Annotated in this window: 11 protein-coding genes; 7 read left to right on the top strand and 4 right to left on the bottom strand. The window is 62.4% G+C overall.

What is annotated here, in order from left to right; translation table 11 throughout:
• Positions 1 to 4: 4 nt before the first annotated feature.
• Both AC1DWQ_RS14440 and AC1DWQ_RS14435 read left to right on the top strand, forming a co-directional pair.
• The gene (locus AC1DWQ_RS14440) at positions 5 to 2,905 is read left to right on the top strand and encodes a PAS domain S-box protein (RefSeq protein WP_477670260.1); all 2,901 of its coding nucleotides are present in this window, start codon (positions 5 to 7) and stop codon (positions 2,903 to 2,905) included.
• Positions 2,906 to 2,907: 2 nt separating this feature from the next.
• Complete coding sequence (locus AC1DWQ_RS14435; protein ID WP_477647940.1) at positions 2,908 to 3,291, top strand: response regulator; 384 nt, start codon at positions 2,908 to 2,910, stop codon at positions 3,289 to 3,291.
• 305 nt (positions 3,292 to 3,596) lie between these two features.
• Here the strand turns inward: AC1DWQ_RS14435 and AC1DWQ_RS14430 are convergent, their stop codons facing one another.
• Complete coding sequence (locus tag AC1DWQ_RS14430) at positions 3,597 to 4,463, bottom strand: exodeoxyribonuclease III (RefSeq protein WP_477670259.1); 867 nt, start codon at positions 4,461 to 4,463, stop codon at positions 3,597 to 3,599.
• 11 nt (positions 4,464 to 4,474) lie between these two features.
• Here AC1DWQ_RS14430 and pyrE point away from each other — a divergent pair, with 11 nt between their 5' ends.
• Both pyrE and AC1DWQ_RS14420 read left to right on the top strand, forming a co-directional pair.
• Complete coding sequence (gene pyrE, locus AC1DWQ_RS14425; RefSeq protein ID WP_477670258.1) at positions 4,475 to 5,224, top strand: orotate phosphoribosyltransferase; 750 nt, start codon at positions 4,475 to 4,477, stop codon at positions 5,222 to 5,224.
• 51 nt (positions 5,225 to 5,275) lie between these two features.
• Positions 5,276 to 5,902, top strand: a complete 627-nt coding sequence (locus AC1DWQ_RS14420; RefSeq protein WP_477670737.1) for a DUF4124 domain-containing protein — start codon at positions 5,276 to 5,278, stop codon at positions 5,900 to 5,902.
• Positions 5,903 to 5,941: 39 nt separating this feature from the next.
• Here the strand turns inward: AC1DWQ_RS14420 and gatB are convergent, their stop codons facing one another.
• The 3 genes from gatB to gatC are packed head-to-tail and all read right to left on the bottom strand — an operon-like array spanning position 5,942 to position 9,265.
• On the bottom strand, positions 5,942 to 7,441 hold the full coding sequence (gene gatB / locus AC1DWQ_RS14415) for an Asp-tRNA(Asn)/Glu-tRNA(Gln) amidotransferase subunit GatB (protein ID WP_477670257.1): 1,500 nt from the start codon (positions 7,439 to 7,441) through the stop codon (positions 5,942 to 5,944).
• 10 nt (positions 7,442 to 7,451) lie between these two features.
• Positions 7,452 to 8,957 (bottom strand): Asp-tRNA(Asn)/Glu-tRNA(Gln) amidotransferase subunit GatA, encoded by a 1,506-nt coding sequence (gene gatA / locus AC1DWQ_RS14410; protein ID WP_477670256.1) that lies wholly within the window; start codon positions 8,955 to 8,957, stop codon positions 7,452 to 7,454.
• 8 nt (positions 8,958 to 8,965) lie between these two features.
• Positions 8,966 to 9,265, bottom strand: coding sequence for an Asp-tRNA(Asn)/Glu-tRNA(Gln) amidotransferase subunit GatC (gene gatC / locus AC1DWQ_RS14405; protein WP_477670255.1), 300 nt, complete (start codon positions 9,263 to 9,265; stop codon positions 8,966 to 8,968).
• 282 nt (positions 9,266 to 9,547) lie between these two features.
• Here gatC and AC1DWQ_RS14400 point away from each other — a divergent pair, with 282 nt between their 5' ends.
• The 3 genes from AC1DWQ_RS14400 to mreD are packed head-to-tail and all read left to right on the top strand — an operon-like array spanning position 9,548 to position 12,108.
• A complete protein-coding gene (locus AC1DWQ_RS14400) occupies positions 9,548 to 10,591 on the top strand; it encodes a rod shape-determining protein (protein WP_457281706.1) in 1,044 nt (347 codons plus the stop codon).
• 58 nt (positions 10,592 to 10,649) lie between these two features.
• The gene (mreC, locus tag AC1DWQ_RS14395) at positions 10,650 to 11,570 is read left to right on the top strand and encodes a rod shape-determining protein MreC (RefSeq protein WP_457281705.1); all 921 of its coding nucleotides are present in this window, start codon (positions 10,650 to 10,652) and stop codon (positions 11,568 to 11,570) included.
• Positions 11,571 to 11,589: 19 nt separating this feature from the next.
• Positions 11,590 to 12,108: a rod shape-determining protein MreD gene (gene mreD / locus AC1DWQ_RS14390; RefSeq protein ID WP_457281704.1), complete on the top strand. Its 519-nt coding sequence runs from the start codon at positions 11,590 to 11,592 to the stop codon at positions 12,106 to 12,108.
• Positions 12,109 to 12,126 lie beyond the last annotated feature (18 nt).

The following is a 12,126-nucleotide window of genomic DNA, read 5'->3' as shown; positions in this document are numbered from 1 at the left end:
GTCCATGGTTTCCTCCAACGCTTTTCTGGTCAAGATCAAAATCGCATTGGCTGCAGGCCTCGTGCTGATGATGGTTGTGGGTGCGGCCTCGTACATCGGCATCGACCGCCTGATTGAAACGGCGCAATCCCGGGTGCGCACGGAAGACACGCTGGTGATGCTCGAGCGTGCGGACTCCGGCCTCCGCACGGCCGAGTCCACATTGCGGCAGTATCTTCTGAGCGGCAGCCCCCAGGAGCTGGAGGAGTTCCAGCGGGCTCGGGTCGAGTTGCGCGCGATCAGGGCACGCATGCGCAGCGCCAACGTGCTGCAGGAGGCCGTGGAGTTTGACGAACTGATCAACCAGCGCGCCCTGATCGCGAACCAGTCCATCGCGGCGCGCAAGGCGTCCGGCCCCGAAGCCGCTGCGACCGTTCTTGGCAGTGATGCCAGCCGGCAATTGAGGCTGCGCACCGACGGGTTGCTGGAAAACGCGCGTAATCGCGAGGTCCACAAGTGGCGTGACGCGCAGGCCGCGGCGGAGCATAGCGCCCAGTGGGCTCAGGGCTTCATCATCGCGGGAAACCTGTTGTTTGCCTGCATGCTGGCCTGGATGGTCTATGTGGTCAAGCACTATGAGCACGTGCGAAAACGCGGTGAGGAGCAATTGCGCGACACAGAAGTGATGAGCCGCAGCATTACCGAGGGGATGGTCGAAACGGTGATCACCACCACGTCCGACGACATCGTTCTGGAGGCCAACGCGGCGGCTTTACAGCTCTTTGGGTATGAGAAAAGCGATCTGATCGGCCGTGACGTGTCGGAATTGGTGCCGCCGCGGTTTCGCCAGCAATACAAGGATTTCACCTCCATGATGCGCGAGCAGCCGGAAACATTCCGGATATCCGGGCAGGAAGTGCGCGCCATGCGCAAAGATGGCAGCGAGTTCATGGTCAGTGTGTCTTTTAGTGATGTGCAGGTCGGCGGCCGCCGCCTTTTCACCGCGTTGATGCATGACATTACCGAGAGCAAGCGCATCAGCAAGGCCTTGCGGGCGAGCGAGTCCCAGCTGCGCCAGGTCACCGATACGGTGCCGGCCCTGATTGCCTACCTCGATACGGAGCAGCGCTTTCGCTTTCACAACCGCGCTTACGAAGCTGCTTTCGGCCTGAGCTTCGAGCAGATCGACGGGCACCCCCTGGCTGAAGTCCTGGGTCCGGAGATTTACGAAACCGTCCGGGAGAAAGTGGAAGAAGTGCTGAGCGGCAAGCCGGTCCGCTACGAACGCACCCAGGTGACGCCGCAAGGCGAGCGCAGGCACTTCGCGATGCAGTATTTCCCCCGCTACGGCGAAGGCGCAGCCAAAGACAAGGTCATCGGGTTCTTCTCAATGGGCACGGACATCACCGAGCTCAGGCGTATCGACCGCATGAAGACCGAATTCGTGTCCACCGTCAGCCACGAGCTGCGCACGCCGCTGACGTCCATACGCGGCTCTCTGGGGCTGATTTCCGGCGGCGTGGCCGGTGAGCTGCCTGCGGCGGTGAAGAACCTGGTGGGCATTGCCCAAAGCAACTGCGAGCGCCTGATCCGGCTGATCAACGACATCCTGGACAGTGAAAAAATCGAGTCCGGCAAATTGCGCCTGGACCTGCAGGTGGTGGACCTTCGGCAACTGGTGCAGCAGGCGCTGGTCGCCAACGAGGGCTTTGCCAGCCAGCACCGGGTAGACCTCGTGTTGCGGGCGCCTGACGTCGCCCTGCAGGTGCGGATCGACGCCGATCGCATGACCCAGGTTTTGACCAATCTTCTGTCCAACGCGGTCAAGTTTTCGCCGCCGGGCAGCCCGGTGGAGGTCAGGCTGTCACGGTCGGCGCAGCGCGTTCGCGTCGAGGTGGTTGATGTCGGCCCCGGCATTCCCGAGGAGTTCCACGGCCGCATTTTCCAGAAATTCTCGCAGGCAGATTCTTCCGACACCCGGCAAAAAGGCGGAACCGGCCTCGGCCTGAATATTTCCCGCGCGCTGGTGGAGAAGATGGACGGCACGATCGGCTTCAGCAGCGCGGAAGGCGTGGGAACCACCTTCTTTTTTGAAGTGCCGGAATGGACCAACCCGGTGCCACTGCTGCAACCCGTGCGGATACAGCCGGCTGTTTCAACCCGGCCCCGCATCCTGATCTGCGAAGGCGATCCCGATGTGGCCAGGCTGATCAGCATGATGCTGAGCAAGGCCGGGTTCGACTCCGACATGACACACAGCGCGGAGCAAGCGCTGGCTTGCCTGGCAGTTAACAGCTACGACGCCGTGACGGTAGACCTGAAACTGCCGGGGCAGAACGGCGTGGCTTTTATCGGCCAGCTGCGGGAGGACGAACGAACCCGCCACCTGCCTGTTGTGGTGATCTCGGCCATGGCCGAGCAAGGGCAGTTGCAGTTCAACCGCAAGCCGCACACGGTGTCGGACTGGCTGAAAAAGCCGATTGACGAGCGGCTCCTCATTCACAGCCTGCGCCGGGCCGTTGTCAGTGTGGATGAAGGCAAACCGCGCGTTCTGCATGTCGAAGACGACCAGGATATCCAGCAAATCACGGCAGCCATTGCGCAGGACTTTGCGACCTTCGAATTTGCCACCACGCTGGACGAGGCTCGCGCCCTCCTGCGCCAGCATTCATTCGACCTGATCCTGCTGGACCTGTCGCTCGGCAGCCATTCGGGCTGGGACCTGTTCGAGGATATCGACGCCCTGGATCCGCGCCCGCCGGTGATCGTGTTCTCGGCCGGCGACGTAAACCCGGCAGATGGCAAGCAGGCCGATGCGGTGCTGGTCAAGGCCCATACTTCCAATACCGAACTGCTCAATACAATCCAGCGTGTGCTCCAGATTCCCGCCGACTACCGCCCCACCCAATCCCAACCCCTGATCTGATCATGACCAAACCACTGACCCGTATCCTGTATGTCGAAGACGAACCCGACATTCGTATGGTTGCGCAAATGGCGCTGGAAGCCGTAGGCGGCTTCACCGTTATCGCCTGCGCTTCGGGCCAGGAGGCGCTGGATGCCGCACCGGGCGCCGGCGCCGACCTGCTGCTGCTGGACGTGATGATGCCCGGCATGGACGGGCCCAGCACGCTCAAAGGTCTTCGGGCATTGCCGGCCACGGCCGACACGCCGGTGATTTTCATGACCGCGAAGGTGCAGGCTGCAGAGGTCGCGGTGTATAAGGGCCTGGGCGCCATGGAGGTGATCCCCAAGCCGTTTGACCCGATGGAGCTGTCTACCCAGATCCAGCGCATCTGGGCGGCGCAGTAGAGCCCCCACGGTCGCTCACTTTATGTAGCTCCCTGCCCCCCGAGGGGGCCGCCCGCCTGCGGTCTGGCAAAGCCGAAAGATTGGCACACCCCTATCGGGCTCACTGCGTGTAGACCTTTTCCCCTTGCAGGGGACGGTGCCTGCGGCCCGGCAAAGCCGGATCCGCGGCCCCGGCTGGGTTGAAAATTCAGGGACTAACCAGCGGGGTATTCACCAGCAGGGGCCGCGGGACTGGCTTTGCCAGACCGCAGGCGCCGCCCCCTGGAAGGGGGGGACAGGCTACACGCAGTGAGCCTGGGCGGGGGTCAAAGTCCAAACTCATAGTCCACGCTCATGGGTGCGTGGTCGGAAAACCGCTGTTCCTTGTAGATATGTTCGCTGCGGGCCAGCGCGGCAAACGCCGGGGTGGCGAGGTGATAGTCCAGCCGCCATCCTACGTTCTTGGCATAGGCCTGGCCGCGGTTGCTCCACCAGGTGTAGGCCGCGTCCGTGGCTGTGGGCTGCAGCTTTCGGTAGACATCGACCATACCGCCGCCCTTGACCGAGGGGCCTGTGCGCTGTGTCAGCTCCTGTGCGGCTTCGTTGGCCAGCTCGGCATCGCGCAGCAGCTCGGTCATCCAGGCGCGTTCTTCGGGCAGGAAGCCGCTGTTCTTCTTATTACCCTTGAAGTTTTTCAGGTCGATTTCCTGGTGCGCGATATTGATGTCGCCGCACAGCACGAAGTCGCGCGTTTCCTTCAGGGCCAGCAGGCGCGGATAAAACTCGGCCAGGAAGCGGAACTTGGCGGCCTGGCGTTCCTCGCCCGAAGAGCCGCTCGGGAAATAGCAGCTGATGATGGACAGCTTGGGGCTTTGCTTGCGCCCGGGTCTGTCAAAGCGCAGTTCCACATAACGTCCTTCGGCATCGAATTCGGCGGAGCCGTAGCCCACGATGACGTCGCTGGGTTCGTGCCTCGTGTACACGCCGACCCCGGAGTAGCCTTTTTTCTCGGCGAAATGAAAATGGCCTTTCATGCCGGCGATTTCCTCGAACCGGCCGCTCATGTCGGCGGCCTGGGCCTTGAGCTCCTGCACACAAATACAATCCGGCATGGATTGTGCAACCCAGTCCAGCAACCCCTTGCTGGCTGCGGAGCGGATACCGTTGAGGTTGAGGCTGGTTAATTTAAACATGGGACTTTCAAATGAGCACGGCAGGGAAACTGGACAACAAGGACGAAGCGCATTCTGCGGACGGTGCGCTGGCACAGGAATTCGTGCAGTTTGCCGTCGAATCAGGCGTGCTGCGCTTCGGGCAATTCAAGACCAAGGCCGGGCGCATGAGCCCCTATTTTTTCAATGCCGGCCTGTTTGACGACGGGGCCAAGCTGGGCCGGCTGGCGCAATTCTATGCGCGCCACCTGCTGGCCGAAGAAGAGCGCAGCGGTCTTGAATTCGACATGATTTTCGGGCCCGCCTACAAGGGCATTCCGCTGGCTGCCGCGGTGGCCGTCGAGCTGGCGCGGCTGGGGCGCAATTTTCCGTTTGCCTACAACCGCAAGGAGGCCAAGGACCATGGCGAAGGCGGCACGCTGGTCGGCGCACCCGTCAAAGGCCGTGTGCTGATCATTGACGACGTGATGTCCGCAGGCACCGCCGCCCGCGAATCCATTGCCATCATCCGGGCAGCCGGGGCCATTCCCCACGCTGTGGCGCTGGCGCTGGACCGGCAGGAGAAGGCCACCGAAAACGGTGTGGATGTGAACCACAGTGCTGTGCAATATGTTACGAATCAGTTGGGGTTGCAGGTTTGTGCGATTGCGCGCCTGACCGACTTGCTGCAGTATCTCTCCAGGCAGGGCGGCACGTCGGCTATAAGCGCTCCTGAAACGTTATCTTTGCAAGCGCACTACCAGTCGGTGCTGGCCTATCGGGAACGATACGGCGTCAATTAAGGATTCGAATTGCTCCTGCGAACCCTGTTCACGGTCATCTGTGTTTCACTCATGTGCCTGGCCGTCCCCGTCGCAGCGCAAAACATCTACACCTGTGTTGACGGCAAGGGCCGCAAGATCACGGCAGATCGCCCGATCATTGAATGCATAGACCGCACGCAACAGGAACTGGGCCCCACCGGCCTGGTCAAGCGCCAGGTGGGCCCGTCGTTGACCGTGCAGGAGCGCACCGCCCTCGAGGAAAAAGAGAAGGCCGCAGCCGAAGTGCGCGCACGCGAAGCCGAGGAAAAACGGCGTGACCGCGCCCTGTTGCTGCGCTATCCGCGCCGGGAAGTGCACGACCAGGAACGCGTCACCGCGCTGGCCCAGATCGATGAGGTCATCAAGGCTGCGAGCAAAAGAACGGTGGAACTGGCCGCGCAGCGCAAGAGCATCAACAGCGAGCTCGAGTTCTACGCGAAAGACCCCGCCAAGGCACCTCCTGCGCTGAAACGCAGGATCGAGGAAAACGACAACAGCGCTCTGGTGCAGAAGAAGTTCATCCTGGACCAGGAGCAGGAAAAAAAACGCGTCAACCAGCGGTTTGACGAAGAGCTGGTCAAGCTCAAGCAGCTGTGGGCCGTTGCCGGCGCGCCTGCCATTGCGGCCAGTGGTGTTGCTGGCGCCGCAAAAAATTAGCGGCTCGCCCCTGGGCTGTTGTTAACTCCGTCAGAACGGTCAGCCCAGCTTCTTTTTGAGCAACTCGTTCACCTGGGCCGGATTGGCCTTGCCTTTGGTGGCTTTCATGGCCTGACCGACCAGTGCGTTCATGGCTTTGGCATTGCCCGACCGGACCTCTTCGACGTTTTTGGCGTTGGCGGCCAGAACATCATCGATGATCTTTTCCAACTCGCCGGTGTCGCTCATCTGTTTGAGGCCTTTGGCTTCGATGATGGCGTCTACGTCCTGGCCTTCGCCGGTCCACAACGCATCAAACACCTGCCTGGCAGCATTGTTGGAAATCGTGCCGTCCGCAATCCGGCCAATCAGGGCGGCAAGTTGCGCAGCGCTGACGGTGGAAGTTTCAATCGATTTTTCTTCACTGTTCAGCCGCCGCGACAACTCGCCCATGACCCAGTTGCTGGCCAGCTTGGGCTGTTTGCTGAGTGTTGCCACCGCTTCGAAATAGGCGGCAGTGGCTTTGCTTTGCGTGAGTTGGCCGGCATCGTATTCGGGCAGGGCGTAATCAGCCACAAAGCGCGCTGCCATCACGCGCGGCAGTTCTGACATGTCGGAGCGGGTTTTCTCCACCCAGTCACGGCCGATCACCAGCGGCGGCAGGTCCGGGTCAGGGAAGTAGCGGTAGTCCGCGGCATCTTCCTTGGTTCGCATCGAACGCGTCTCGCCCGTGTCCGGATCAAACAACACCGTGGCCTGCTGAATCACATGGCCGTCTTCAATCTGTTCGATCTGCCAGCGCACTTCATAGTCAATGGCCTGTTGCATGAACTTGAAGCTGTTCAGGTTCTTGATCTCACGGCGGGTGCCCAACTCGGCACCGGGTTTGCGCACCGACACGTTGGCATCGCAGCGGAAGCTGCCTTCCTGCATGTTGCCGTCGCAAATGCCGATCCAGGTGACGATCTTGTGCAGCTCCTTGGCGTACGCCACCGCCTCAGCGGACGAACGCATGTCGGGCTCGGTCACGATTTCGAGAAGCGGCGTGCCGGCGCGGTTCAAATCGATACCGCTCATGCCAATGAAATCTTCGTGCAGCGACTTGCCCGCGTCTTCCTCAAGGTGGGCGCGCACCAGGCGCACCGCGCGTTCCTCGCCGTCCAGGAAAAACTCGACGCTGCCGCCTTGCACCACCGGAATCTCGAACTGGCTGATCTGGTAGCCCTTGGGCAGGTCAGGGTAGAAGTAATTCTTGCGTGCGAACACGCTTTGCTCGGCGATGTGCGCATTGACGGCCAGGCCGAACTCAATGGCGCGCTGCACAGCACCCCTGTTCATTACCGGCAGGGCGCCGGGCAGGGCGAGGTCCACGGCGCAGGCCTGTGTGTTCGGCTCGGCGCCGAACGCGGTAGAGGCGCGGCTGAAAATTTTCGATTGCGTGGTGAGCTGCGTGTGGGTCTCAAAGCCGATGATGACTTCGTAACCTTGCACCAGCGGCCCGGTGGGGCGGCCGGCTTGCATTTCGGCGAAAGGGTTGACGGTGGATTGGGTCTGGCTCATGTCAAATCACTCAAAGGCTTGGGGGCTGGCGCAGGTGCCAGTCGGTAGCCAACTGAAACTGGTGCGCGGCGCCCAGCAGTTGCGCTTCCTTGAAGTAGTTGCCGATTAACTGCAGGCCGACGGGCATGCCGCCCGCGCCAAAGCCTGCGGGCACGCTCATGCCAGGCAAGCCGGCGAGGCTGGATGACAGCGTGTAGATGTCGGCCAGGTAGTTGGCCACCGGATCATCGGATTTCTCGCCGATCTTCCACGCGACGGTGGGTGAAACGGGGCCTGCAATGATGTCGCACTGTGTGAAGGCGGTCTGGAAATCCTGCGCGATCAGGCGGCGGATTTTCTGCGCCTTGAGGTAGTAGGCGTCGTAGTAGCCGTGCGACAACACATAGGTGCCGATCATGATGCGGCGCGTGGCCTCGTCGCCAAAGCCTTCCGAGCGCGACTTTTTGTACATGTCGTTGAGGTCGGTGTAGTTGGCGGCGCGGTGGCCATAGCGCACGCCGTCAAAGCGGCTCAAATTGCTGCTGGCCTCGGCCGGCGCGATCACGTAATACACGGGAATGGAGAGTTCGGTGAGCGGCAGGCTCACGTCAATCAATGTGGCGCCCAGCTTTTCATATTCACCCAGCGCGGCGCGCACGGCGGCCAGCACGTCAGGTGCGCAGCCCGAGCCGAAGAATTGCGTGGGCAGCCCGATTCTCAAGCCTTTTAACGGTTTTGCGCCCGCAGGTTCTGCGCCGGCAGCTATCAAATCAGTAGCGTAGTCCGTGATGGGCAGGTCCAGCGACGTGGAGTCACGGTCGGGGTCGGGCCCGGCCATGCTGGAGAGCAGCAGGGCGCAGTCGAGCGCGCTGCGCGCCATCGGGCCGGCCTGGTCCAGGCTGGAGGCAAAGGCCACCATGCCGTAGCGTGAACAGCGGCCGTAGGTGGGCTTGATGCCGGTGATGCCGGTGAGCGACGCGGGCTGGCGGATCGAGCCGCCGGTGTCGGTGCCGGTCGCGGCGGGCACCAGGCGGGCCGCAACGGCGGCCGCCGAACCGCCCGAGGAGCCGCCCGGAATGCGTTCCAGGTCCCAGGGGTTCTTCACCGGCTTGTAGGCGCTGTTGTCGTTGCCCGAGCCCATGGCGAACTCGTCGCAGTTGAGCTTGCCCAGCGTGACCATGCCGGCTGCGCCGAGCTTGCCCACCACAGTTGCATCAAAGGGGCTGCGGTAGTTTTCCAGGATTTTGGAGCCGGCTGTCGTGGGGAAGTCGCGCGTGACGAAAACGTCCTTGTGCGCCAGCGGTACGCCCAGCAGGGGCGCGCGCTCACCGGCGGCGAGGCGGACATCGGCTGCCCTGGCCTGCGTCAGCGACACGTCGGGGCTGGTGGCCAGGAAGGCGCCCAGGTTTTCCTGCCGGATCCGGGCCAGAAAATGCTGCGTGACTTCAACGCTGGAGACTTCGCCGGCGGCCAGTTTGGCGGCCAGCTGGGCAACGCCCAGGTCGTGGAGGTCAGAAGAAGCGGAAGAAGATTTCATGGCGCCGCTCATTCGATCACCTTGGGCACGAGGAAAAGGCCGCGCTCTACGGCGGGCGCACTCACCTGGCTGGCTTCGCGCTGGTTGGGCTCGCTGGCGACATCTTCGCGCAGGCGCAGGGCCACTTCACCGATCACGGCCGCTGGATGGGCCAAAGGCTCCACCCCTTCGGTATTGACGGCTTCCATCTGCTCGACCAGGGCGAAAAAGCCGTTGAGTTGGGCCAGGGTGTGCTCGGTTTCGTCGGGGCGCAATTCCAGCCGCGCCAGGTTGGCGACGCGGGCGATGTCTTGGGGTGTCAATGCCATGGGGTAGGGATGAAGGAAATACGGGAAAAATAAACCAGAAAACAGGGGCTGAAACGAGGTGTAAAGCTGAAAAAACAGGCAGGCTAAAGCTATTGATCTATAGGGGATGCGTTATTATCCCGCCTTTGGTGTGAAATCAGGGTTGGATGCGGGCTTTAGGCGTTTTTTAGGTGCCGGAAGCAGATTTCAGAGCGCCTCTGGCTCAACTTCCCCATAATTGCTTGATCAATAAAAAGGCGATGGAGCAACGAAGTTTGCTCATGCTCAACCGGACTCCTGCATATGTTTGAATCATTCCGTCGGTACTTCTCCACCGACCTGGCCATTGACCTTGGCACCGCCAACACCCTGATTTTTGTACGCGACCGCGGTATTGTGCTGGATGAGCCCTCTGTGGTCGCCATCCGCCACGAAGGCGGCCCCCAGGGCAAAAAAACCATCCAGGCCGTCGGCCACGAAGCCAAGGCCATGCTGGGCAAGGTCCCCGGCAACATCGAGGCCATCCGCCCGATGAAAGACGGCGTGATCGCCGACTTCACCGTGACCGAGCAGATGCTCAAGCAGTTCATCAAGATGGTGCACCCGCGCAGCCTGTTCAAGCCCAGCCCGCGCATCATCATCTGCGTGCCTTGCGGCTCCACCCAGGTTGAGCGCCGCGCCATCCGCGAAAGCGCGCTCGGCGCCGGTGCCAGCGATGTGTACCTGATTGAAGAACCGATGGCGGCCGCGATTGGCGCGGGCCTGCCCGTGTCGGAAGCCAGCGGCTCCATGGTGGTCGACATCGGCGGCGGCACGACCGAAGTCGGCGTGATTTCGCTGGGCGGCATGGTCTACAAGGGCAGCGTGCGTGTCGGCGGCGACCGTTTCGACGAAGCCATCATCAATTACATCCGCCGCAACTACGGCATGCTGATCGGCGAGCCCACCGCCGAGGCCATCAAGAAGAGCATCGGTTCGGCCTTCCCCGGCTCCGAAGTCAAGGAAATGGAAGTCAAGGGCCGTAACCTGTCCGAAGGCGTGCCGCGCAGCTTCACCATCTCCAGCAACGAAATCCTCGAAGCCCTGACCGACCCGCTCAACAACATCGTTAGCGCCGTGAAGAACGCTCTGGAGCAAACGCCCCCCGAACTGGGCGCCGACATCGCCGAGCGCGGCATGATGCTGACCGGCGGTGGCGCCTTGCTGCGCGACCTGGACCGCCTGCTGGCCGAAGAAACCGGCCTGCCGGTGCTGGTGGCCGAAGACCCGCTGACCTGTGTGGTGCGCGGCTGTGGCATTGCGCTGGAGCGCATGGACCGCCTGGGTTCCATCTTCACCTCGGAATAAGCGTCTTCACTTCATGCTGCACGCCGGGCATGAAGCGGGGCCAGCCTGACAGCGAACCATGCCTTTAGGAACCCTCGACAGATCCCCGCCGCCCTTTTTCAAACAGGGGCCTTCGGCGCTGTCCAAGCTGGTGTTTTTCAGCGCGCTGTCGCTGTTCCTGATGGTGGCCGATACGCGTTTTCGCATTACCCAACCGGTGCGCGCCGCGCTGGCTACGGCCTTGTATCCGGTGCAATGGCTGGCGTTGCAACCGGTGCGCGCGGTCAAAAGCAGCGGTGAATATTTCACCACCCTGAACCAGGCCAAAACCAGCAGCGAAGAAGCCGGCCGCAAGCTCGCGCTGCAATCGTTGCGTGCCGGCCAGGTCGAGCAGCTCACGCAGGAGAACAACCGCCTGCGCAAGCTCATGGGCCTGCGCGAGCAGCTCGGCACGCCGGTGATGGCGGCCGAAGTGCTGTACGACGCTGCGGACCCTTACACCCGAAAGGTGATCATCGACAAAGGCATGGCGCAGGGCGTTGACCTGGGCTCGCCGGTGCTGGACGAGTCCGGCGTGCTGGGCCAGGTCACCCGCGTGCATCCGCTGGTCAGCGAAGTGACCTTGCTGGTCGACCGCGACCTGGCCATTCCGGTGCTCAATGTGCGCACAGGCGCGCGCAGCGTGGCCTATGGCGACCCGACCGTTTCGGGCAGCGGCCTGGAACTGCGCTTCATGGGCAGCAACTCGGACGTGCAGCAAGGCGACCTGCTGACCACCAGCGGCGTCGACGGCGTCTACCCGGCCGGCCTGCCGGTGGCCAAAATCAGCCGCATCGAGCGGCGCGCGGAATCGGCGTTCGCAAAAATTTTCTGTACACCGCAGGCGCTCGTGACGGGTGCGCGGCACGTCATCGTGGTCAAGCCCGGCACCGGCCAGATCCCGCCGCGGCCCGACGACACCCCCGAGCCCGCGCCCAAGAAGAAGGGGGCTTCGAAATGATCATGCAGGGAGTGACAACATGATCATGCGATCAGGCCAGCAGCTGCTGCTGCCCGCCAACCCCGTCTTCATCTGGTGCAGCCTGATCGCGGCGCTGCTGCTGGACATGCTGCCCTTGGGCCGCGTGCCGTGGATGCCCGACTTCCTGGCCCTGGTGCTGGTGTTCTGGAACGTGCACCAGCCGCTGCGTGTCGGCATCGGCGTGGCTTTCATGTTCGGCCTGGGCATGGACGTGCACCAGTCTTCGCTGCTCGGTCAGCATGCGCTGTCGTATACGGCGCTGAGCTTTTTTGCCACCATGATCCATCGCCGCCTGCTCTGGTTCACGGTGCCGTCGCAGGCCTTGCAGGTGCTGCCGCTGTTTGCGGTGGCGCATGGTGTGGAGCTGGTGATCCGCATGATCGGCGGCGGTATTTTCCCGGGCTGGATCATGCTGCTGGCGCCGCTGATAGAGGCCGTTCTGTGGCCGGTGGTGAGCGTGCTGCTGCTGGTGCCGCAGCGCCGTGCACCCGATCCTGACCAGAATCGACCACTCTAGATATGGCCCCCACGGTCA

This window comes from Polaromonas sp. P2_G11, from assembly GCF_056403595.1.
Note: the sequence above shows the minus strand (reverse complement) of the source record. Positions and strands in the feature narration are given on the sequence as shown.